The following is a 21,380-nucleotide window of genomic DNA, read 5'->3' on the forward strand; positions in this document are numbered from 1 at the left end:
TCACCTTCAAGCACGGCCTCGACACATTGCAGACCATGGCCAAGGGATGGGCGCTCCGAGATTTGTACACTCCCTAGTGCGAAAGCAGGGACCCATAACCACCGAACGGTGTTGTGGCGCGCACAAGTGGTTACAGCTCTGCCTATCACAGAGGCTTGCGGTTATGGATCCCGGCTCGCGCTTCGCTTGGCCGGGACGACGGTGAGGGATCAAACCTTCACCGGCCCTAATTCATCGAAATGGCCGCGGCGCTGCAGCCAGGCGAGCAGGATCAGGCTCGGGATCGCGACCAGCACGCAGATCGCGAAGAACAAGGGCCATCCTGTCGCCTTGGCGACGAAGCCCGCGCCTGACGACAGATAGGTGCGCCCCACCGCGGCAAGCGCCGTCAGCAGGGCATATTGCGTCGCCGTGTGCAGGGGATTGCGGCACAGCGCCGAGAGATAGGCAACGAAGATCACGGTGCCGATTGCGCTGGTGAAGTTCTCGCAGGTGATTGCGAGCGCCAGCGCCCACTGATTGACGCCGACCAGCGCCAGCCATGAGAAGGAGAGGTTGGCGAGCGCCTGCACAATGCCGCCGATCCAGAGACTCGTTGCCAGCGAATAGCGCCGCGCCACGAAGCCGCCCGCAAAGCCGCCGATCAGGGTAGCGGCCAGTCCCACGCCCTTGACGATTGCGGCGTAGTCGACCTTGCTGAAGCCGATGTCGATCACGAACGGCGCCGTCATCGTGCCCGAGAATGCGTCGGTGAACTTGAACAGCACGACGAAGGCAAGCGCCGCAATGGCATCGCGCCGGCTCAGGAACTCGGAGAACGCTCCGACCGCTGCCTGGATCACGCGGGAGAACGCTGTTTGCGCGGCCGTGGCCGCTTCGGCGTCCTTTGACTGCGCCGGCTCGGTCGCGACCAGCGCGGTGATCATCCCGATCACGACCAGGGCGGCCATTGCCACATAGCCCCACATCCAGGCCGACGACCGAACCAGACCGTAGGACTCGAATCCGCTGACCATGAACAGCGCGCCGGCGGTCGAGACCAGCATGCCGATGCGATAGGCCGCGACATAGGACGCCATGCCGGCGGCCTGCTCGCTCTCGGGCAGGCTCTCGACGCGGAAGGCATCGACGACGATGTCCTGCGTCGAGGAGGTGGTGGCGACCAGCAGCGCGGCAAAGGCGGCGAACCAGGGCGAGCGTGCGGGATCGGCGATCGCGAGCAGCAGGATCGTGGTGATCAGCAACAATTGCGAGAACAAGAGCCAGCCGCGGCGCCGTCCGAAATGTCGCGTGAAGAACGGCACGTGCAGCGCATCGACCAGCGGCGCCCAGAGGAATTTCAGCGTGTAGGGCGTGCCGACCAGCGCCAGTAGGCCGATGGTGCCGAGATCGACGCCGACCTCGCGCATCCACACCTGCAGCGTCGACCCCGACAGCGCCAGCGGCAGGCCCGACGAGAAGCCCAGCACCAGCACGATCAGCACGCGCGGCTGCAGATAGACGGCAAGGCTGTCGCGCCAGGAGGTGGCGGCAGGCTCGGCTTTCTCGGTCGCGGCGGCTGTCGCTTCAGGCGCGGTCATGGAGTCGTGTTAGCAGATTCGGCCAAGAAAGACTGTCATCGCCCGGCTCGACCGGGCGATCCAGTATTCCAGAGACCTATTCGAATTACTCTTAAGTTCCCGCAATCTCGGGATAGAGATCGATCCAATCCGGATTACCTTTTTCGATCAATGAGATCTTCCAGGCCCGCGGCCACTTCTTCAGTCGCTTTTCCCGATGAATCGCATGCTCGATCTCCTCAAAGACCTCAAAATAGACTAGGCGGCTCACCTCATAGCGCTTGGTGAAGCCCTCAGCGATCTTCAGCTTATGTTCGGCGATGCGGCGCACGAGATCATTCGTTACGCCAATGTAGAGCGTGCCTCCGATGCGGCTTGCGAGAATATAGACGTAATAGCTGCGCGTGCCCAACTGCCGTCTCTGGAATACTGGATCGCCCGGTCAAGCCGGGCGATGACAATGGTTGCCTACTCCCCCGCCTGCAGCTTGGGCGGGGCAGGAAACAATTCGGGTCTTCCGCTGGTCACGATCCGCGGCAGTTCCACCGGGGCGTCTGACTTGCTGAAATCGAGTTCCTCGATCCGGCCAGCGCGCTTTTCGATCTTGTCGGCGGAGATCAGGATCTGGCGTACGTCCTCGTTCACCTGCGAGAAATGGTTCTGCAGCTTGAGCACGCGGTCGCGCAGCCGCGACAGATCGTCGCCGAGCTTGATCACCTCGGTGCGGATCTGGTCGGCTGCATCGCGCATCCGTGCGTCCTTCATGATCTGCTGCATCACCTGGATCGCGAGCATCAATAGCGACGGCGACACCAGCACTACGCGGGCGCGGTAGGCCTTCTGGATCACATCGTCGAAGCCGTCATGGATCTCGGCATAGACCGACTCGGACGGCACGAACATCAGCGCGGTGTCCTGGGTCTCGCCGGCGATCAGGTATTTCTCCGCGATGTCGCTGACATGCTTCATCACGTCATTGCGTAGGCGTTGGCTGGCAATCTTGCGTTCCTCATCGCTGCGTGCGTCGTGCAGCGCGGTCATCGCCTCCAGCGGGAATTTCGCGTCGATGCAGAGCGGGCGCTGGTCCGGCAGGAACACCACGCAGTCCGGCCGCTTGCCGCTCGAGAGCGTGAACTGGAATTCGAAGGAGCCCTTCGGCAGTCCGTCCTGGACGATCGCCTCCATCCGCGCCTGGCCGAAGGCACCGCGCGACTGCTTGTTGGCGAGCACGTCGCGCAGCGTCGTCACCTGCGTCGTCAGGTCGGTGAGGTTTTTGTGCGCGTTGTCGATGATGCCGAGCCGTTCATGCAGATGGCGCAGGCTGTCCATCGTGTGGCGCGTGGTCTGTTCCATGGATTGGCCGACGCGGTGGGTGACCGAATCCAGCCGCTCATTGACGGCGCGCGCCATCTCGGCCTGGCGGCCGGCGAGCGCCTGCGTCATCGCATCGACCCGGCCGCTCGCCTCGCTCTGGGCGCGCAGCACCTCGCTCAGCCGCTCTTCCAGCTCATCGGCGCGGATGGTCTGCGCGACAGCCAGTTCCGCGCCGCGCCGGGAAGACCGCGCGATCACGATGGCGATCGTCAGGAGCAGGATGAGCACGAGCACGCCGAACGCAACCAAGGCGTCCGCGACGCGGACCGGCCAGTCGCCGACCATGAAGAGAATCTCGTTCATGCAAGCGCTATAGCCGATTCGCAGGCGGCTGCGAACGAAAGTGGAACATTTATGGTTAACAAGCCGTGAAGTTTCGTGGTTAACAATGTCTGAAGAAACATGGTTAAGGCCGTCTTAACCGGTTCCGGATCGCATTGACCGCGGCATATCAAGCGCTTAAATCGCCCGCCATGGCCTTGAGAGAAATCATCATCCTGCCGGACAAGCAGTTGCGGCTGGTTTCCAAACGCGTCGAAAAGATCACGCCTGAGATCCGCAAGCTGGTCGACGACATGTTCGAGACCATGTACGAGGCGCCCGGCATCGGGCTGGCCGCGATCCAGGTCGCGCAGCCGCTGCGGCTGGTCACCATGGATCTCGCGAAAAAGGACGAGAACGGCGAGACCACGCCGAAGCCGCGCGTCTTCATCAACCCGGAGATCATCTCGGCGTCCGAGGAGACGTCGGTTTACGAAGAGGGCTGCCTGTCGATCCCCGAATATTACGAGGAGGTCGAGCGGCCGGCGCGGGTGCGCGTGCGCTTCACCGACATCGACGGCAAGGTGCATGAAGAGGATGCCGAGGGCCTCTACGCCACCTGCATCCAGCATGAGATCGACCATTTGAACGGCATCCTGTTCGTGGACTATCTGTCGAAGCTGAAACGCGACCGAGTGCTGAAGAAGTTCGCCAAGGCCGCCAAGCGCGCGGTGGAGTAAGGCACCACCATTTCCGCCGTCATGCCCGGCCTTGTGCCGGGCATCCACGTCCTTTGGCGCCGCGAGCACGAAGGTCGTGGATGGCCGGGACAAGCCCGGCCATGACGAGTACTTTTGCCTTTAGCCGAGGTAACCCGCCCCATGCCGCTCCGCCTGATTTTCATGGGCACGCCCGATTTCGCCGTGCCGACGCTGCTCGAGCTGGCCGGCCACGGCCACGAGATCGCTGCCGTCTATACCCGTGCGCCGAAGCCGGGCGGGCGGCGTGGCCTGCAACTGCAACCGACGCCCGTCGAGCAGGAGGCGCGGCGGCTCGGCATTCCCGTGCTGACGCCGAAGACGTTGAAGACACCGGAAGCGCTGGAGGAATTTCGCGCGCATCAGGCGGATGCGGCCGTCGTGGTTGCCTATGGCATGATCCTGCCGCAGGCGATCCTCGATGCACCAAGGCTTGGCTGCTACAACCTGCACGCTTCGCTGCTGCCGCGCTGGCGCGGCGCCGCGCCGATCAACCGCGCCATCATGGCCGGCGATGCCGAGACCGGCGTGATGGTGATGAAGATGGATGTCGGCCTCGACACCGGCGATGTCGCGATGGCCGAGCGGCTTGCGATCACCGACCGGATGACGGCGGCCGATCTGCACGATGCGCTGGCGCCGCTCGGTGCCGACCTGATGGTGCGGGCGATGGCCGCGCTGCAAGGCGGCGCGCTGCAACTCACCAGGCAGAGCGAGGACGGCGTCACCTATGCCGCCAAGATCGAGAAGGCGGAAGCGCGGATCGACTGGAACAGGCCTGCGCACGCCGTGCTGCGGCACATCCACGGCCTCTCCCCATTCCCCGGCGCCTGGGCCGAGTTGTCAGCCGATAGCGAACCGGTCCGCATCAAGATTCTTCGCTGCGAACTGGCGAGCGGCTCGGGCACATCCGGCACGGTGCTCGACGATAATCTCGCGATCGCCTGTGGCGAGGGCGCCATCCGCATTCTCGAGCTGCAGCGCGAAGGCAAGGCACGGATGAAGTCGGTCGACTTCCTGCGCGGCACGCCGCTGAAGGCCGGCGCGCGGTTCACTTAAGCCGTCATGCCCCGCTACAAGCTCACCATCGAATATGACGGCACACCGTTCTCCGGCTGGCAAATCCAGGAGACGGCGCCGACAGTGCAGGGCGCGCTGGAGGCCGCGGTGAAGGCGATGTGCGGTGAGGACGTGCGCGTCCATGGCTCCGGCCGCACCGATGCCGGCGTGCATGCGCTCGGACAGGTCGCCCATTGCGACATCGCAAAGCCGTTTCCGCCGGACCGCCTGCGCGATGGTCTCAACGCGCATCTGCGCCCGCATCCGGTTGCGGTGCTCGCAGCCGAGATCGTGCCGGATGATTTCGAGGCGCGCTTCTCCGCGAAGAAGCGTCATTATCTTTATCGTATCCGGAGCACGCGCGCGAACCTCGCGCTCGACATCGGCCGCGTCTGGCGCGTGCCGCGCCGTCTCGATACGGACGCGATGCATGAAGCCGCGCAGCGCCTGATCGGCAAGCACGATTTCACGACCTTCCGCGACACCGAATGCCAGGCCAAATCGCCGCTGAAAACGCTCGACCAGCTTGACGTTACGCGCAGCGGCGATGCGGTCAGCATCGTCACCTCGGCGCGCTCGTTCCTGCACAGCCAGGTGCGCTCGATGGTCGGCTCGCTGGTCTGGGTCGGCGAAGGCCGCTGGACCGCCGACGATCTCGCCGCAGCGCTCGCCGCCCGCAACCGCGCCGCCTGCGGCCCGGTGGCACCGCCGGAGGGGCTCTATCTGGTGCGGGTGGAGTATTAGGGCCGACGCTACGCCGCCGTCATGGCCGGGCTTGTCCCGGCCATCCACGTGCGTCAACATGCGACCATGCGTGGGGCCTACGTCTACATTCTGGCAAGTGCACCGAACGGCATCCTGTATGTCGGCGCGACGAACGATCTCGTTCGCCGCATCTACGAGCACCGAAACGGCTTGGTCCCTGGATTCACCAAGAAATATTCGGTGAAGCGCTTGGTGTATTTCGAACGGTACGAAGACATCCAAACTGCCATCCAACGCGAGCACAATATGAAGCACTGGCCGCGCAAGTGGAAGGTTAGGCTGATCCTGGCCGGCAATCCCGAGTGGAATGATCTGTATGACACGATCACACAGTAGTGCGGGGCTTGTTGCTCCCGATTGTTGGTGAACTGCTTCCACTCGCGTCATGGCCGGGCTTGTCCCGGCCATCCACGTTTCTCCGTTTGGAAACCTCTTCATCGTCATGCCCGGCCTTGTGCCGGGCATCCACGCCGTTCTTCCAGCCTCCGACAAAGAAAGACGTGGATGGCCGGGACAAGCCCGGCCATGACGGCGGAGTGAGTGGCGTCGGTGGAGTGGGGAGCTAAGGCCGAGGAAAGTCTCAGCGCTTACGCGAAATACCTGTCCAGCACGCCGCGATAGACTTGCGTCAGTTTTTCCAGATCGGCGATCGGCGTGCGTTCGTTGATCTGGTGCATGGTCTGGCCGACCAGGCCGAACTCGATTACCGGGCAATAGCTCGAGATGAAGCGCGCATCCGACGTGCCGCCCGAGGTCGAGAGCTCCGGCTTGCGTCCCGTCACTGCTTCGATCGCCGCCACCGCAAGGTCGGTGAACGGGCCGGGCTTGGTGACGAACACGTTCGAGTTCGATGGCTCCCAGACGATGCGGGCGCGGATCCGGTTGCCGCAGGCTTCGACGAGGCGTTCCTCCACCAGCTTGCGCAGGCTCTCCTGGGTGTGATTGTCGTTATAGCGGATGTTGAATTTCGCCCGCGCCTGGCCGGGGATGACGTTGCTCGCGGCATTGCCGACGTCGACGGAGGTGAATTCGAGGTTGGACGCCTGGAATTGTGCGCTGCCGTTATCAAGCGGCTCGTCGCTGAGCGCCACGATCAACCGCGAGATGTCCGGCACCGGATTGGAGGCGCGGTGCGGATAGGCGACATGGCCCTGCACGCCCTCGACATGGAGCGTGCCGGATTGCGAGCCACGGCGGCCGACCTTGATGGTGTCTCCGAGCACCTCGACATTGGATGGCTCGCCGAGCACGCAATGATCAAACTTTTCGCCGCGCTCGGCCGCCCACTTCAACAGCTTGATCGTGCCGTTGATGGAAACGTCCTCCTCGTCGCCCGTGATCAGGAATGAGATTGAACCCCTTGGCCTGCCGCCATTGTCCCTGAGATATTCGAGCACCGCGGCGACGCTGCAGGCGATGCCGCCCTTCATGTCGACGGCGCCGCGGCCATAGAGGAAGCCGTCCTTCACGTCGCCCGAGAACGGGCCATGCGTCCAGGCGGACTCGTCGCCCGGCGGGACCACATCGGTATGGCCGGCAAAAGTGATGTGCGGCGCCTGATCGCCGATGCGTGCATAGAGATTGTCGATGTCGGCGGTGCCGGGCTCGCTGAAGGTGACGCGGTGCACCTCGAAGCTGGCGGCTTTCAGGACGGTCTCGAGCACGCCGAGCGCGCCGGCGTCGGCGGGCGTGACGGAAGGGCAGCGGACAAGGTCGCGCGTGATGGAGATGGCATCGGTCATGCTTCCGGACTTAACACGCCACCGCGGCGGCGGGCCAGCCTTGCGCGGCGCGATTTCGGTTTCGTGTTGTCGCCCGTGCGGTGCGATGCCGCGCGCGTGAGCTAGAGCATTTTCGGTTCTGATGGAATCAGAACCGAAGCTCTAGATTCTTGTTTTGACGCGTTTTCTTCACGCGAACCGGTGTCCACTTCGCTCGAAAACGCTCTAGTCCCGCAGCAATTCGTTGATGCTGGTCTTGGCGCGGGTGCGCTCGTCGACGCGCTTGACGATGACGGCGCAGGCGGTGGCCGGGCCCGGCTGTCCATTCTTCATCGGCTTGGGCGGCAAGGTGCCGGGCACGACGACGGCATATTCCGGCACTTCGCCGACAAAGGTCTCGCCGGTCTCGCGATCGACGATCTTGGTGGATGCGCCCAGGAACACGCCCATCGAGAGCACCGCGCCCTTGCGCACGATCACGCCTTCGGCGACCTCGCTGCGGGCACCGATGAAGCAATCGTCCTCGATGATCACGGGCTCGGCCTGCAGCGGCTCGAGCACGCCGCCGATGCCGACACCGCCGGAGATGTGCACGCGCTTGCCGATCTGCGCGCAGGAGCCGACGGTCGACCAGGTGTCGACCATGGTCGCTTCATCGACATAGGCGCCGAGATTGACGAAGGAGGGCATCAGCACGACGTTGCGGGCGATGAAGGCGGAACGGCGCACGATCGCGCCCGGCACCGCGCGAAAGCCCGCGTCGCGAAAGCGGTTTTCGCCCCAGCCATCGAACTTCGACGGCACCTTGTCCCACCACGACGCCTTGCCGGGACCGCCGGGAATCTGTCCCATGTCGTTGAGGCGGAACGACAGCAGCACCGCCTTCTTCAGCCATTGGTTGACCTTCCATTTGCCGCTCGTCTCGCGCTCGGCAACGCGCGTCTCGCCCTTGTCGAGCAGTTCGAGCGCGTAATCCACGGCCTCGCGCACCTCGCCCGTGGTCGAGGTCGAAATGCCGTCGCGGGCTTCGAACGCGGCGTTGACGATGGACTCGAGGGCGGACAGCGACATCGGGCGATTCCTTGAAGCGGGCGGGGAGGGTATTTGGAGCTTTTTCGGGATTTGGCGCGGCGGAGTCAAGGCTGGTTCTGCCGTAGCCGCGATGGAGCGAAGCGCAATCCGGGACTGGTTTCCGCTTGCGAGAACCCCGGATTGCGCTTCGCTCCATCCGGGCTACGCTTTCAGCCTGTGGCGCGTAACCTCTGCAAAAACCCCGTCAGATCGTCCGTGACATGGTCGACATGAGCGGCGTCGCGGCCCTCGAGCTCCCAGTCCTCGCGCACCACCTCCTGCGTCCCGTCGGGCACCACCAGCACCGTGGTCATGCCGAGCTGATGCGGTACGACCAGGTTGCGCGCGAGGTCCTCGAACATCGCGGCCCTGGCGGGATCGACGTCGTGCAGCGCCAGGAAGCGCTGATAGGTCTGCGGCGCCGGTTTCGGCTCAAGCTCGGCGGCGATGATGTCGAACACCGCCTCGAAATGTGCGCCGATGCCGAGACGCGCGAGCACTGCGCCGACATGGTCGGTCGAGCCGTTGGTCAGGATCAGCTTGCGGCCGGGCAGCCTTGCGATCGCAGCGCCCATCGCCGGGTTCGGCTCCAGCGGCGAGTGATCGATCTGGTGGACATAGGCGAGGTAGTCGTCGGCGCGGACGCCGTGCTCGGTCATCATGCCGCGCATCGTCGTGCCGTAGCGGAGGTAATAGTCCTTCTGGATGCGGCGGGCTTCTTCCGCCGTGACGCCCAGCCAGTTGCTCATGAACTCGCCGATCCGCGCATCGACCTGCTGCCACAGGTTGACGTGATGCGGGTACAGCGTGTTGTCGAGGTCGAACACCCAGGTGTCGATATGGTCGAAGGCGCGGGGAGCCATGATGCCTACTTTCCGTCATGCCCGCGAAAGCGGGCATCCAGTATATGGCGGCGGACGAGGGATACGACAGGCGGCGCGGAATACTGGATCACCCGCTTTCGCGGGTGATGACGTCTGAGTATGCGGGTCCACGACGCCATTATCACGGCATCGCAAAGCGCAGTGTCTTGCCGCCGCTGGTCATGTCGACCGGCGCAAAGCCAACCGCGGCCAGCCCGCGGGTGGCGCAATCGCCCTGCTCGGCGATCTCGAACTTGCTCTCGCGGGTGCAGAGCTGCGTCGCGCCGCCCCAGTTTAGCGGCTTGTCCTTCAAGCGGATGGTGCGGTTCTCGGCATCGACGGCTTCGGCGAAGGAGAATATCTGCTTCGGCTGGCCGGTGACGTCGGGATGCAGGCACTTGCCGGGATCGATGCGATACCAGCCGCGGCTGGTGACGGCCTTGCCGTCGTCGGTCGCCACCGCCGCCATGACCTTGTGCGGCGTGTCGTTGCACCAGGTCAGTCCGGTCGCGGATGGCTTCTGCACGGCATCGATCATGGTGGTGAAGAAATTCGGCGATTGCACGACGTCGCTGGAGAGGCCGCGGCTCTTGAGGAATGCCGACAGCGCTCCTTGCGTCTTCGGCCCGTCGACGCCGTCGATCGGCGCGGCATCATAGCCGGCGATCACGAGCAAGCGCTGGATGCCGGCAAGCCGCGCCTGCTCCTCGTCATATTCGGAGCCTTCGGCGAGATAGGCGACGAGGTTGCCGTCCTCGGACTGCGTCGGCGTTATCTGCGTGAATTGCGCGGGCGTCTGGCCGCTGCGGCACTGGCGGGCGGCGGCGATGACAAAATTATCCTGCGCGACGCAGAGCGTGTCGGTGCCGTTTTGCGGGATTGGCGAGGCGCCGTAGACGCCGAGCGCGCGCGCATTCAGCAGCACGCGGTCGGCGGTAAGCGCGCCCTGCACCACGACGCGGCAGGCGGCGGGATCGATGCGGAACCAGCCGCGCGTCGCGGTCGCCGATTTCTCATCGATCCCGATCGCGGCCTCGACCACGTAGCTCATGCGGTTGCAGAGCTTCAGGTCGGCGCGCGCCGGCGCGGAGGAAAGCAAGAACGAAAGCGCCGCGGCCGGCACCGCCGTCAGCACTTGAGCTAGAAGGGACCGGCGCGATCTCCTCACCCTCGCCTCGTCATGCCCGGGCCTGACCTGCGCATCCACGCCTTTCGCACGCGGTTGCTGCTGAAAAGACGTGGATGGCCGGGACGAGCCCGGCCATGACGGTGAATAGTAGGACCTGGTCACTTATGGATCAGCGTGCCTGTCCCCTGATCGGTGAACAGCTCCAACAAGACCGCATGCTGCGTCTTGCCGTCGATGATGACGACGCCCTGCACGCCCTGCTCCAGGGCGTAGATGCAGGTCTCGACCTTCGGGATCATGCCGCCGGAAATGGTGCCGTCCGCGATCAATTTGCGCGCATCCTTTACCGACAGTTCCGGGATCAGCTTCTTGGACTTGTCGAGCACGCCCGGCACGTCGGTGAGCAGCAGCAGGCGCTTAGCCTTCAAGGCGCCGGCCACAGCGCCGGCGAAGGTGTCGGCATTGATGTTCAGCGTCTGGCCGTCCTTGGATGTCGCCAGCGGCGCCAGCACCGGGATCAGCTCATAGCCGATGAGCTGATTGAGCAGCGTCAGGTCGACCTTCTCCGGTTCGCCGACGAAGCCGAGATCGATCGCCTTCTCGATGTTGGAACCCGGATCGATCATGGTGCGCGTCGTCTTCGACGCCTTCACCATGTTGCCGTCCTTGCCGGAGAGGCCGACCGCCTTGCCGCCGGCCTCGTTGATATAGCCGACGAGCTGCTTGTTGACCGAGCCGGCCAGCACCATTTCGACGATCTCGATCGTCGCCGCATCGGTGATGCGCAGGCCCGCCGCGAATTCGGACTGGATGCCGAGGCGCTTGAGCATGGTCGCGATCTGCGGCCCGCCGCCATGCACGACCACCGGATTGATCGCGGTCTGCTCCAGGAGCACGATGTCGCGCGCAAACGCCTTGGCGGTGTCCTCCGCGCCCATGGCATGGCCGCCATATTTGATGACGATGGTTTCCTCGTCATATTCCTGCATATGCGGCAGCGCCTCGGACAGGATGCGGGCCTGGTCGAGCGGGCTGATCTTCGTGTCGGTCATGGAGCGGGTCTCGCTATTCCCAGAAAGCGGCGTCGGGCGCGGTTCTATCTGATTGGCGGGCGAGGCGCAAAGCGCTGTTCACCCTCTCCCCTTGTGGGAGAGGGTGGCTTCGATGCGGAAGCATCGAAGCCGGGTGAGGGGTCTGTCTCCGCGGATAGAGACCCCTCATCCGGCGTGGACTGCGTCCACGCCACCTTCTCCCATAAGGGGAGAAGGGTTAAGTCCGCCGCGGCCATGCTGCCGCAAGCGCCAGCACCAGCCAGCTCACGATCAACAGCGTCCCGCCGGTCGGCGCGGCCATTGGAAACAGGCCGTGACCGGCATATTGGCGCAGGCAGAGATCGCCGGCGAACAATGACGCGGCGATGACGAAGCCGATCGCCGAGGCAGTCCCGATCGTGCGGTTCAGCAGGCCGCGCCCGACGAGGGCGATTGCCCCGAGCACCGCACTGGCATGAAACAGCAGCATCGACGAGGCGGCTGCAAGCCGCGTCGCATCGGCGAGATGGGCGGATCCGGCCGCCAGCATCACGCCACAGGCGCCCATGATGCCGGCCAGGACCAGTAGGATTCGATGCAGGCTGTTCATCCGCGGCGCTCTTCGAGCAGGCGCACCATCGCGGCACGCAATTCCGGCATGCCGGTGCCGGTGCGCGAGGAGGTCGCCAAGACATCCGGAAAGGCGGCCGGGTGTTTCGCCAGCGCGGCCGCGGTCTCTGCGATGCGGGCGGCGAGTTCGGAGGCCTTCACCTGGTCCGCCTTGGTCAGCACCACCTGGTAGCTGACGGCCGATTTGTCGAGCGTCTTCAGGACATCGAGATCGACATCCTTGATGCCATGGCGGGCATCGATCAGAACATAGACCCGCGCCAGGGTGGCGCGGCCCTGCAGGAATTTATGGATCAGCGCGGTCCAGGACGCGACCTTGGCCTTGGGTGCGGAGGCATAGCCATAGCCGGGCATGTCGACCAAACGGAAGCCCGCTTTCTCGGGGCCTTCGAAGAAGATCAGTTCCTGTGTGCGTCCCGGCGTGTGCGAGGTGCGCGCCAGCGTGCTGCGGCCGGTGAGGGCGTTGATCAGGCTCGACTTGCCGACATTGGAGCGACCGGCAAAGGCAACCTCGAGCCCCACCATAGGCGGCAGCGTCTCGATCGACGGCGCGGCCCAGATGAAATGCCAGTCGCCGGCGAACAGTTTTCGCCCCGCTTCGATCAGCTCCGCATCGGTTTCGGCGGTCATGTGGGAAGCCCTAAGGTCGGCCCCTCATGGTGAGGAGCCGCGCACAAGCGGCGTCTCGAACCATGAGGCCCCGGTGCCCGCGGCCATCCTTCGAGACGCGGCCTCGCGGCCGCTCCTCAGGATGAGGGGCGAGGTAACGCTACGTCGCCTTCTTCGCGAAGGTGGCCTTGAGATTGTCGAACAATTCTACCTTCACCCCGTTCCGGTGCATGATGTAGCTCTGCTGCGCCACCGAAAGCAGGTTGTTCCAGGCCCAGTAGATCACCAGGCCTGCCGGGAAACCGGCCAGCATGAAGGTGAAGATCAAGGGCATCCAGTCGAAGATCATCTTCTGCGTCGGGTCCGGCGGCGTCGGATTGAGCTTCATCTGGAACCACATCGTGATGCCCATGATGATGGGCCAGATGCCGAGCCAGAGATAATGGCCGAACACCGGGATCGTGGTGGGGTCGAACGGGATCAGGCCGAACAGGGTGAACAGGTTGGTCGGATCCGGCGCCGACAGGTCCTTGATCCAGCCGAAGAACGGCGCGTGCCGCATCTCGATGGTGACGAACAGGACCTTGTAGAGCGAGAAGAACACCGGGATCTGCAGCGCGATGGGAAGACAGCCCGCGATCGGGTTGATCTTCTCCTTCTTGTAGATCTCCATCATCTCCTGCTGCTGCTTCACCCGGTCGTCCGGATAGCGCTCCTTCAGCGCGGCAAGCTGCGGCTGGATCGACTTCATCTTCGCCATCGAGGCGTAGGATTTGTTGGCGAGCGGGAAGAACAACAGCTTCACGATCACCGTCACCAGCAGGATCGAGACGCCGAAATTGCCGAACAGGCGGTAGAACCAGTCGAGCGCCAGGAACATCGGCTTGGTGATGAAGTAGAACCAGCCCCAGTCGATCAGCAGATCGAAATGATTGAGACCGAGCTGCCGGTTGTAGCCGCCCGGTCCAAGCGGGAAGTTGATGCCGACGACGCCAGCTTCCTTGGCGCCGGCGAACAGCCGCGCATTGGCGGTGACGGTGGCGCCGGCCGCGACAGTTTGCGGCTCCAGCAGATAATCGGTCTGGTACCTTCTGTTGTTGTTGACCAGATCGGAGGAAAAGCTCGCCTGCAGCTTGGCCGAGGTGTCCGGCAGCAGTGCGGAAGCCCAGTATTTGTCGGTGATGCCGAGCCAGCCGTCGGTGGCGCTGAAGTTCACCCGCTTGGCGTCGTCGATCTTCTTGTAGCCGAATTCCTGCAGGCCATGATCGCCGAGATAGCCGATCAGGCCTTCATGAAGGATGTAATAGCCGGAAACCTGCGGCGTGCCGTGGCGCGAGATCAGCGCAAAGGGATAGAGCGTGACTGGGGCGCTGCCGGCATTGGTGACGTCATCCTTGATGGTGAAGAGATAACGGTCATCGACCGCGATGGTGCGGCGGAAAGTCAGGCCTTCGCCATTGTCGTATTTGAGCGTGACCGGACTAGTTGGCGTCAGCGTGCCGGAACCCTCCTGCTGCCACACCGTGGTCGCATCAGGCATCCGCACCGTGGCGCCGGTCGCCGGCACCCAGCCGAATTCCGCGTAATAGGGTGCGGCGGTCTGCGACGGCGAGAACAGCACGATCGGTGGTGATTTCGGGTCGACGGTGTCGCGGAATTTCTCCAGCGACAAATCGTCGATACGCGCGCCCTTCAGCGAGATGCTGCCTGACAATGTGGGCGTGTCGATCTTGACGCGCGGGCTGGCCTCGATCGCGGCTTCGCGGCTGACGACCGGCGCGCCGGAGGCCGGTTGCGCGCTCGACGGCGAAGGCGCCGATCCCGGCTGCGGCGCGGTGCCCGGAGTTGTCTGCTGCGCCGGCGGCGTCTGCTGCTTCTGCAGTTCAGCCTGCGTCTGCTGCTGTGCGCGCTGCTTCTCCATCTGCGGCACGTTGTAGAAATATTGCCAGGCGATCAGCACCAGGCCGGATAGAATGACGGCGATGATGGTGTTGCGGTTGTCGGTCATCTCTTCAAGGTCTCGTCATTCAATTCCGGTTGCCGCCGCTCTTTATGTTATTCTGGCTGCCGCCGCTTTTGGCCGGTTGCCGGTCGAGGCGGCGGAGCGCTGTGCGGAGGTCGTCGAGCATGGCCGCGAAGTCGCGGGTTAGTGCATCCCGGCGGCCCACTAACACATAATCATGATGTGGCCGCATCGGTATGACGTCGAGCCGCTGTATCAGCGCGCGAAGCCTGCGCCGGATGCGGTTGCGCTCGGTAGCGGTGCCGTTCTTTTTGGTGACGGTGAAGCCGACGCGGATCGGGCCGTCATCATCACGGGCGCGGCCTTGCAGCACAAAGGCCGGGCTGGTCGCCCGCGCGCCATTGGCAACGGCGACGAAGTCCGCCCGCTGCCTTAGCCGATCCATTTAGAATCTCCGGAAGACGCCCGGGCTCAGGCGCTCAGACGCTTGCGGCCACGCGCGCGGCGCGCGGCGAGGACCTTGCGGCCACCGGCCGTGGCGAGGCGGGCGCGGAAGCCGTGGCGGCGCTTGCGCACCAGTTTGCTGGGTTGATAAGTCCGCTTCACGGGTCGTTCTCCGCTGAACAGGCAATCTGCCGATGAATTGAGATAGGTCCGATGACGCTGGCCGGCCCAGAATGGGCCATTCGCGGCCCCAAATGAGCCGCCCCCGGCAAAACCGGGCCATCGCGGACAATTTGCGCGGCTTATACGGGAGCGCCTCCTTTTCGTCAATGTCGGCCAGCGCGGCAAAAGCGGTTCTTCGAAAGGTCGTAATTCGCGGAAATAGTCCTGATTCTGTGGGGTTGTTGTCTATGTGGCCCGGCGTTAGCCGGCTGCATCCGGGGCACATGGAACCGGCTTACATTAGCGATCCGTAATTTGACCGGCGATGGTGCACGGCAGCATGCTGAACATGCGCCAAAGAAGGCCTATATCGTGTCAGTGACCGACGATCAGCCGACGACGGAGAAGTCTCGGGCGCAGCCGGTGTACCGGCTTGGCCTGTCCGGCAAGCTTCTGCTGCTCACGATCCCCCTGGTGATGATCGCCGGGATGCTGATCTATGTGCCCGCGATCGCCAACTTCCGGATGAACCGGCTGAACGACCGGCTGGCCGCGGCCAACACCGCGGCGCTGGTGCTCGATGCCGCGCCGTCCGGCTACGTCCCGGAATCGTTGGCGCGCCAGATCCTGACCAGCATCGGCGCCCGTGCGGTGGCGATCAAGATGGGCCAGCAGCGGCGGCTGCTCGCCAGCGCCGACCTGCCGGCTGCGATCGATCATGACGTCGACATGCGCGAGATGTCGGTGTGGTCGGCGATCGTCGATGCGTTCCAGATCATGCTGGAGCATGGCGACCAGACCATCCGCGTGGTCGGGCCGGCGCCGGGCCAGGCGCAGTTCATCGAGGTCGTGATCGACGAGAAGCCGCTGCGGCAGGCGATGTACCGCTTCTCACGCAACGTCTTGATCGTCGCGCTCTTGATCGGTGGGCTCACCGCGGGCCTGGTCTATCTCGCCCTGCATTATTTGTTCGTGCGCCCGATGCGGCGGCTGACCGCGAGCCTGATCGGTTTCCACGAAAACCCCGAAAGTTCGGCGCGAATCATCGTGCCGAGCCAACGCGGCGACGAGATCGGCGTCGCCGAGCGCGAGCTGTCCGACATGCAGCGCGACCTGGTCTCGATGCTGCATCAGAAAAGCCGGCTGGCGGCGCTGGGCCTCGCCGTCTCGAAGATCAATCACGATCTGCGCAACCTGCTTGCCTCCTCGCAGCTTCTGTCCGACCAGCTCGCAAGCGTCCCTGATCCCAGGGTGCAGCGCTTCGCGCCGAAACTGTTGCGCTCACTCGAGCGCGCCATCGCATTCTGCCAGTCGACATTGTCCTACGGCCGCGCCCAGGAGGCCGCGCCCGACCGCCGCATGATCCTGGTCGAGCCCGTCGTCGTCGAGGTGCGCGAATCGGCAGGGCTTGCCTCGGACGCTTCGATCACCTGGATCAGCGCCATCGAACGCGGGCTTGCGATCGACGCCGATCCGGACCAGCTGTTCCGCGTGTTGCTCAACCTCGTGCGCAACGCGGCGCAGGCGCTGGAGAGCCGTCCGGCAACCGACGGCGGCGCCCAGCAGATCCGCATCACCGGCCGCCGCGAGGGGACGGTCGCGATCATCGAGGTCTCCGACACCGGCCCCGGCGTTCCCCAGAAGACCCGCGATCACCTGTTCGAGGCGTTCCAGACGTCCGGCCGCCCCGGCGGCAGCGGGCTCGGCCTCGCGATCGCCGCCGAACTGATCCGCGCCCATGACGGCGAGATCAACCTCGTCGAAGGCACCATCGGCGCCACCTTCCGCATCGCCATCCCCGACCGCCCGGTGGAACTCCAGATCGTCCGCACCGAGCGCGCACGGGCGTGAGGCGGGCCGGAATAGCGGGAAACTCCGGACTTTCACCTCCCTGGGCCCACTTTTGGCTCAAATCAACCCAGCGAACCGCCATCCCGGACCTTGCCAACCGGGCCGGGACCCTGTAGCTAGAGCGCTCTTTCGCTGATGCGCCCGAGCCTCCTCGGATGCACCTTGGGCCAAGCCCCTCACGCGAAAACGCGCCCGTAGCTCAGCTGGATAGAGCATCAGACTACGAATCTGAGGGTCGGACGTTCGAATCGTTCCGGGCGCGCCAAATACCGCCGATTGTCCTCCACAGCACGCTAGAGCCGCCGAAACTACGCGGGCGGTAGCCTGTGTGCGAAGGAGCGTAGAAACGGCGGCGTTTGGCGGTGGAAAAGTTCGAATCGCTTCCGGTCGATTGATAGATTTTGCCCCTACTTAAAGACGTCGCGCATGAGGCTCTGTATGGTAGCTACGCGCCCCCTTGAGGTCGTGGAATAGGCCGTCGTCACAAGCTGATTTCTGCTAAAAGCACCGCTCGACCGGCCAGCCCGTTGCTAAAAGAAAAATCAGTCTTTCGTCGCGCCCTTTAAGAATCATGCGGGGCGGTCATTCGCCTCAAAGCATGGCGGCGATCGGTGCAAGATGCACGCCGCTCCTTCATATGCGTTTCGGCTGTTTAAACGGTGCATCCGCCGACCCGCCCATAGAGATTGCACCTACCGGACCCAAGCCAATGCAAGATCCAGAACAAAATGGTCAATAGCATCGAACCGCTGCCTCGCCGTTGGCGACATGGCCCTGATGGCGTTCATGGCGTCGTGACGGCCCGTAGGATTCCCGACATACGGCGACAGGCGCTCGGCCAATGGAAGCGGAATGCCCGCTTCATCCAGTTCCTTCATCCACGGTGGCCTGAACCAGCATTCGAGTGCAGCGATATAGGCTGTGTAGCTGAAATCGGCGTCGGGCATCTTGTGCCGAACGAGTGCCTCGACCGCGGCAAGAGTGCGCGGGAAGCTAAATTCGTTCGCTTGCAAGAATTGAAAGGCAGCGTCAATGCCGGCGGGAATGTCATCTTTGAAGAACGTACCCGCAAACCATTTCAGGAAGCCCGGCATCGATGACTTGAAGAACAGGAGCTGTGACCACGCCCAGCCAACCTGTTTTGGTGTATGGATGCCGGTCGGCGTGCGCTTCGCATGCGCGACCATCAAAACGAGCTCGGCGATCGCAATGCGCTGATCCTTCTGCGCAAAGCGATTAAACAGCAGCGAACTCGAGTCTTCCTCAAGCATCTCATCGATACGTTGGCTGAGACGCTGCAGTAACTCGACGCCGATAGTCCCATGATCCCTCAGCACGTCAGCGCTGATCCCGGTATCGAACGGCAGGCGCCGTTGCCGGGCCTGCCCGGCCGGTGAAAGCTCGGCGTGCGGCACATTCATGACGATGAAATCGCTCGCGTTGCCCGGGTCCGAAAGGATGGGGACTTCGACCTTCGTTTCGATCTCGCGCGGCGGCTCGTGATACAGGAAGGCATTGCCAACAAAATGGCGCATCATGCGCCCGACACGCCCGCGGATATTAGCGAAGGAAAAGAAGTCGAAATCGTCGCGCGCGATCTTCTTGTCGTACACAAAAACGTTTGCCGCCGAGGTGTTCACGCCTTCGATCAGCGTCGACGTGCAGATTAGTACTTTGATTTCGTTTTCGTTGAACAAGTGTACGAAGAGCTGGCCGAGCGACCGTGGCAAGCGTCCATGATGAATGGCGATACCGTGCTCATTTCCATGAGCGACAGGCCATTCTGCATGATAATTGCGCGCGATCCATTGCCCTAAGTCCCGGCCCAGATTTGTGGTGTAGCTCATATCCGCGTCGAGAATTTCGCTCATGAGCGTCTGCGCGGTGCCGGGCGTTGCCGTGAACACAAGTGACGCGTCATCGCCGACCTCCTTGAGGTCGGACAAAAACGTGGTCAACCGTTGCTCGCCGTCAGTTCGGTCGATGACATTGACGGTCACAGTGCGATAGTCGGTCCGCAGAAAGCGGAAATTTCCTTTCCACCGCGCGCCAAGATTGATGTCGCGGATGTGCGGGCCGGCCATGAACGTCTGACGTGCACGCGGTAGCGCTTTGTACAGGGCGAGATTCAGAGTTTCATAACGCTGGTCGCCGCGGTCAGGATCGAGCTTGTAGAACTCATCAATAAAAAGGAAATCGATCTGCACATCGTCTCCACGCTGCAGGAATCTCTCTTGAGTCAGGACGAAGATGGTCGGTTGATCGGCGATATACGCATCCGACACCGTCGTAATGATGCGATAGTCGGGGCCGAATGTTCGCGAGAACCGCCTGCGGCACTCATCAATCAACGCAATGGTCGGCAGGATGACCACGACGACCTGAGGCTTCTTACGGGCCAGGAAGGCATCGACCAGCAGACTTTTCCCGAAGCTGGTCGGCGCACTTAAGATCACGTTGTCGCCGTCCAGCAACCAGAGCAGTACCTGCATTTGCTTCGAATGCAGGTAAAGCTTCTCGCGCAGTTCCACTGCATGGGCTTCGATGATAGTTTGCGTCAGCAAGCTGAAACGTTTGGGATCGATATACGGATACAGGCCGCATTCCTCGGCCAGCATTTCGATAGGCTCTTCGCAATCGGGCGGGATTTGCTCGTTGCGCCGCGCTTCTAGAAGGCGGATCGCGATCTCAAGCGCCGTATCGGACTCTCGGTCGTCATCGCTTAAGACCGACCCTGCGGCAAAGATCGCCCCGAATACGGAGTCGGCGGTTAATTTCTGATCGGGCCGAAGCGCACGCAGCGTTTCGAGTTCGCTCATGTGAAAGCCCCCAATCGCTTGTCGAAGCTATCCACCAAATCCTTCTTCTTGCCGAGCGGCACGAAGATCAGCTGGAAGCGCAGCTTGAGGTCGGTAACGCGGCCTCCGAAGTAAGCCCGTAGTTTTCCGACTTCTGTGGTGAGACTTTTCAAATAGGCGTCGGACACTTCCGTGAACGCCGATACCGACGAGCTTTCATACGTTACCAGGATGGGGAACACGGACATGGCAAGCAGTTTGTCGCCAGACGTCTGCTGCTTGAAGAGAGTGAGCACGGCCTCGCGATGCGGAATGTCCTTGCCGACATGGCCAAAGATCATCGCCTTCTCCGTCGCGAGGAAGGCCGGAAGGATATGCTCTTTCACCGACTTGATCGCGTCGCGAATCCCTTCTTCGGCATCGGTATAAAACTTGGATTCCCCCAGCCACAGTTCAAAGCCTTTGCCCACCGGCAAAAGGTGCACGCCATCGAACCCCTTCACGGTGTCGTTCGACGAGCTTTTCAGGACAAGCTTGCACATCACGGGCACCGTCTTGAAATGCAGGATGCAAGCGAGATGCAGAAGGAGTTCGCCAAGCTCTCCGCGGCTGGCCGTCTTGCCGGTCTTGTAGATGTGCGCGGCGGCATTGCGCAGCAGCTCAACGAAATTGTGGCTGGCAAAGCCCATCTGATGCTCTTGGTTGAGCGCGGCGTACGGAAGCCAGTTAAGCAGGTGATCGGCGAGTTGCTGGTGACGCCATGCTCCGCCGTCATAGCCCGCGCACAGGCCAGTTGCGGGGTTCGGCTCGGCGAGCTGGCTACAGCGAACTTCCAAAAATGGATCTGGGTACTTGACCGGCATACCAAAAGTCTCGGTTGTCTGTGCAACCGTTGCAACGATGACGATCGCCAAGCAGCTGATGCCGGGAAATGTCGAATGGAACCGTGTAGGGTGTGGCGATTAAGTTCTGAATCGCAAGCATTTTTGAGCTTTCTCAGTCAGTAATTCACTCATAACACAAATAGAACAAAAGAAGAACATTCTTCTTCAAGGTCGGGGATGGCGTCGCTTTTTCTTCCACATTCGGCGGCCTTCGCCGTTTGGTGCACTACTTTCAGCCCAGCCCGCCAGAGCTTTCACGGTCGGTGCCGTCGAGGACCTTGACGTAGATTCTCGTCGTTGGTGATGTCGCAGTATTCGATCGGCGCTTTTCCAAGGTAACCGATGCTCAGGTTCGAGAGCATGGAGGCTTGTCTCTCGCAAAAAGGAGGGCCTTAGAAGGCTATTGAGTAGACATAGTTCTCACCATCACCCGGTGTGGCGCGCCATT

General features: G+C 62.9%; 20 protein-coding genes and 1 tRNA gene. 6 read left to right on the plus strand and 15 right to left on the minus strand.

Translation table 11 applies throughout. The features are described 5' to 3' along the window. Positions 1-209: 209 nt before the first annotated feature. From ACZXDY_RS25655 to ACZXDY_RS25665, 3 genes are all read right to left on the minus strand, one after another. Positions 210-1,580: an AmpG family muropeptide MFS transporter gene (locus ACZXDY_RS25655; protein WP_464347427.1), complete on the minus strand. Its 1,371-nt coding sequence runs from the start codon at positions 1,578-1,580 to the stop codon at positions 210-212. 91 nt (positions 1,581-1,671) lie between these two features. Further along, on the minus strand, positions 1,672-1,971 hold the full coding sequence (locus tag ACZXDY_RS25660; protein ID WP_456646633.1) for a GIY-YIG nuclease family protein: 300 nt from the start codon (positions 1,969-1,971) through the stop codon (positions 1,672-1,674). Between the two features lie 56 nt (positions 1,972-2,027). Continuing rightward, on the minus strand, positions 2,028-3,236 hold the full coding sequence (locus ACZXDY_RS25665) for a DNA recombination protein RmuC (protein ID WP_464347428.1): 1,209 nt from the start codon (positions 3,234-3,236) through the stop codon (positions 2,028-2,030). A gap of 170 nt (positions 3,237-3,406) precedes the next feature. Here ACZXDY_RS25665 and def point away from each other — a divergent pair, with 170 nt between their 5' ends. The 4 genes from def to ACZXDY_RS25685 all read left to right on the plus strand — a co-directional run bounded on the left by def (position 3,407) and on the right by ACZXDY_RS25685 (position 6,112). Beyond that, positions 3,407-3,934 (plus strand): peptide deformylase, encoded by a 528-nt coding sequence (gene def / locus ACZXDY_RS25670; protein ID WP_456646631.1) that lies wholly within the window; start codon positions 3,407-3,409, stop codon positions 3,932-3,934. Positions 3,935-4,075: 141 nt separating this feature from the next. Beyond that, a complete protein-coding gene (gene fmt, locus ACZXDY_RS25675) occupies positions 4,076-5,011 on the plus strand; it encodes a methionyl-tRNA formyltransferase (protein ID WP_464347429.1) in 936 nt (311 codons plus the stop codon). A 6-nt stretch (positions 5,012-5,017) separates the two neighbouring features. Then, positions 5,018-5,755, plus strand: coding sequence for a tRNA pseudouridine(38-40) synthase TruA (gene truA, locus ACZXDY_RS25680; protein ID WP_464347430.1), 738 nt, complete (start codon positions 5,018-5,020; stop codon positions 5,753-5,755). Positions 5,756-5,776: 21 nt separating this feature from the next. Next, positions 5,777-6,112 carry a GIY-YIG nuclease family protein gene (locus ACZXDY_RS25685; RefSeq protein WP_464347431.1) on the plus strand — a complete coding sequence of 112 codons (336 nt, stop codon included), beginning with the start codon at positions 5,777-5,779 and terminating at the stop codon, positions 6,110-6,112. Positions 6,113-6,363: 251 nt separating this feature from the next. On the opposite strand, the gene dapE is transcribed toward ACZXDY_RS25685, so the two are convergent. The 10 genes from dapE to rpmH form a co-directional block, all read right to left on the minus strand. Then, entirely contained in the window at positions 6,364-7,518 is a 1,155-nt protein-coding gene (gene dapE, locus ACZXDY_RS25690) for a succinyl-diaminopimelate desuccinylase (RefSeq protein ID WP_464347432.1), read from the minus strand. A gap of 204 nt (positions 7,519-7,722) precedes the next feature. Further along, positions 7,723-8,568: a 2,3,4,5-tetrahydropyridine-2,6-dicarboxylate N-succinyltransferase gene (dapD, locus tag ACZXDY_RS25695; RefSeq protein WP_130229722.1), complete on the minus strand. Its 846-nt coding sequence runs from the start codon at positions 8,566-8,568 to the stop codon at positions 7,723-7,725. Between the two features lie 170 nt (positions 8,569-8,738). Continuing rightward, on the minus strand, positions 8,739-9,431 hold the full coding sequence (locus ACZXDY_RS25700) for a pyrimidine 5'-nucleotidase (protein WP_464347433.1): 693 nt from the start codon (positions 9,429-9,431) through the stop codon (positions 8,739-8,741). Positions 9,432-9,573: 142 nt separating this feature from the next. Further along, positions 9,574-10,566, minus strand: coding sequence for a DUF1036 domain-containing protein (locus tag ACZXDY_RS25705; RefSeq protein WP_456646638.1), 993 nt, complete (start codon positions 10,564-10,566; stop codon positions 9,574-9,576). Between the two features lie 152 nt (positions 10,567-10,718). Beyond that, positions 10,719-11,612, minus strand: a complete 894-nt coding sequence (argB, locus tag ACZXDY_RS25710; RefSeq protein WP_028167331.1) for an acetylglutamate kinase — start codon at positions 11,610-11,612, stop codon at positions 10,719-10,721. Positions 11,613-11,829: 217 nt separating this feature from the next. Continuing rightward, positions 11,830-12,201 carry a DUF423 domain-containing protein gene (locus tag ACZXDY_RS25715; RefSeq protein ID WP_464347434.1) on the minus strand — a complete coding sequence of 124 codons (372 nt, stop codon included), beginning with the start codon at positions 12,199-12,201 and terminating at the stop codon, positions 11,830-11,832. Further along, positions 12,198-12,851, minus strand: coding sequence for a ribosome biogenesis GTP-binding protein YihA/YsxC (gene yihA / locus ACZXDY_RS25720; protein WP_464347435.1), 654 nt, complete (start codon positions 12,849-12,851; stop codon positions 12,198-12,200). Before yihA ends, ACZXDY_RS25715 begins: the two co-directional genes overlap by 4 nt. Before the next feature lie 139 nt (positions 12,852-12,990). Beyond that, on the minus strand, positions 12,991-14,838 hold the full coding sequence (gene yidC, locus ACZXDY_RS25725) for a membrane protein insertase YidC (protein ID WP_464347436.1): 1,848 nt from the start codon (positions 14,836-14,838) through the stop codon (positions 12,991-12,993). Positions 14,839-14,857: 19 nt separating this feature from the next. Beyond that, entirely contained in the window at positions 14,858-15,238 is a 381-nt protein-coding gene (gene rnpA / locus ACZXDY_RS25730; RefSeq protein ID WP_464347437.1) for a ribonuclease P protein component, read from the minus strand. 26 nt (positions 15,239-15,264) lie between these two features. Then, a complete protein-coding gene (gene rpmH / locus ACZXDY_RS25735; protein WP_008542748.1) occupies positions 15,265-15,399 on the minus strand; it encodes a 50S ribosomal protein L34 in 135 nt (44 codons plus the stop codon). A 372-nt stretch (positions 15,400-15,771) separates the two neighbouring features. Here rpmH and ACZXDY_RS25740 point away from each other — a divergent pair, with 372 nt between their 5' ends. After that, positions 15,772-17,250: a sensor histidine kinase gene (locus tag ACZXDY_RS25740; protein WP_130226089.1), complete on the plus strand. Its 1,479-nt coding sequence runs from the start codon at positions 15,772-15,774 to the stop codon at positions 17,248-17,250. A 188-nt stretch (positions 17,251-17,438) separates the two neighbouring features. Continuing rightward, positions 17,439-17,515 (plus strand) — tRNA-Arg (locus ACZXDY_RS25745). A 427-nt stretch (positions 17,516-17,942) separates the two neighbouring features. Here the strand turns inward: ACZXDY_RS25745 and ACZXDY_RS25750 are convergent. Together ACZXDY_RS25750 and ACZXDY_RS25755 are read right to left on the minus strand one after the other, a co-directional pair. After that, positions 17,943-20,069, minus strand: coding sequence for a DEAD/DEAH box helicase (locus ACZXDY_RS25750; RefSeq protein WP_464347438.1), 2,127 nt, complete (start codon positions 20,067-20,069; stop codon positions 17,943-17,945). After that, the gene (locus ACZXDY_RS25755) at positions 20,066-20,962 is read right to left on the minus strand and encodes a HamA C-terminal domain-containing protein (protein ID WP_464347439.1); all 897 of its coding nucleotides are present in this window, start codon (positions 20,960-20,962) and stop codon (positions 20,066-20,068) included. The genes ACZXDY_RS25750 and ACZXDY_RS25755 overlap by 4 nt, the downstream gene beginning before the upstream one ends. Positions 20,963-21,380 lie beyond the last annotated feature (418 nt).

The sequence above is a fragment of the Bradyrhizobium sp. LeoB3 genome, from assembly GCF_055456055.1.

Excerpts from the sequence above, each read along its gene's own strand:
- ACZXDY_RS25655 (WP_464347427.1), bottom strand. The coding sequence starts at position 1,580 with ATGACCGCGCCTGAAGCGACAGCCGCCGCGACCGAGAAAGCCGAGCCT.
- ACZXDY_RS25715 (WP_464347434.1), bottom strand. The coding sequence starts at position 12,201 with ATGAACAGCCTGCATCGAATCCTACTGGTCCTGGCCGGCATCATGGGC.
- truA (WP_464347430.1), top strand. The coding sequence starts at position 5,018 with ATGCCCCGCTACAAGCTCACCATCGAATATGACGGCACACCGTTCTCC.
- ACZXDY_RS25750 (WP_464347438.1), bottom strand. The coding sequence starts at position 20,069 with ATGAGCGAACTCGAAACGCTGCGTGCGCTTCGGCCCGATCAGAAATTA.
- dapD (WP_130229722.1), bottom strand. The coding sequence starts at position 8,568 with ATGTCGCTGTCCGCCCTCGAGTCCATCGTCAACGCCGCGTTCGAAGCC.
- yidC (WP_464347436.1), bottom strand. The coding sequence starts at position 14,838 with ATGACCGACAACCGCAACACCATCATCGCCGTCATTCTATCCGGCCTG.
- ACZXDY_RS25685 (WP_464347431.1), top strand. The coding sequence starts at position 5,777 with ATGGCCGGGCTTGTCCCGGCCATCCACGTGCGTCAACATGCGACCATG.
- rnpA (WP_464347437.1), bottom strand. The coding sequence starts at position 15,238 with ATGGATCGGCTAAGGCAGCGGGCGGACTTCGTCGCCGTTGCCAATGGC.
- fmt (WP_464347429.1), top strand. The coding sequence starts at position 4,076 with ATGCCGCTCCGCCTGATTTTCATGGGCACGCCCGATTTCGCCGTGCCG.
- yihA (WP_464347435.1), bottom strand. The coding sequence starts at position 12,851 with ATGACCGCCGAAACCGATGCGGAGCTGATCGAAGCGGGGCGAAAACTG.
- dapE (WP_464347432.1), bottom strand. The coding sequence starts at position 7,518 with ATGACCGATGCCATCTCCATCACGCGCGACCTTGTCCGCTGCCCTTCC.
- ACZXDY_RS25700 (WP_464347433.1), bottom strand. The coding sequence starts at position 9,431 with ATGGCTCCCCGCGCCTTCGACCATATCGACACCTGGGTGTTCGACCTC.
- ACZXDY_RS25665 (WP_464347428.1), bottom strand. The coding sequence starts at position 3,236 with ATGAACGAGATTCTCTTCATGGTCGGCGACTGGCCGGTCCGCGTCGCG.
- def (WP_456646631.1), top strand. The coding sequence starts at position 3,407 with ATGGCCTTGAGAGAAATCATCATCCTGCCGGACAAGCAGTTGCGGCTG.
- argB (WP_028167331.1), bottom strand. The coding sequence starts at position 11,612 with ATGACCGACACGAAGATCAGCCCGCTCGACCAGGCCCGCATCCTGTCC.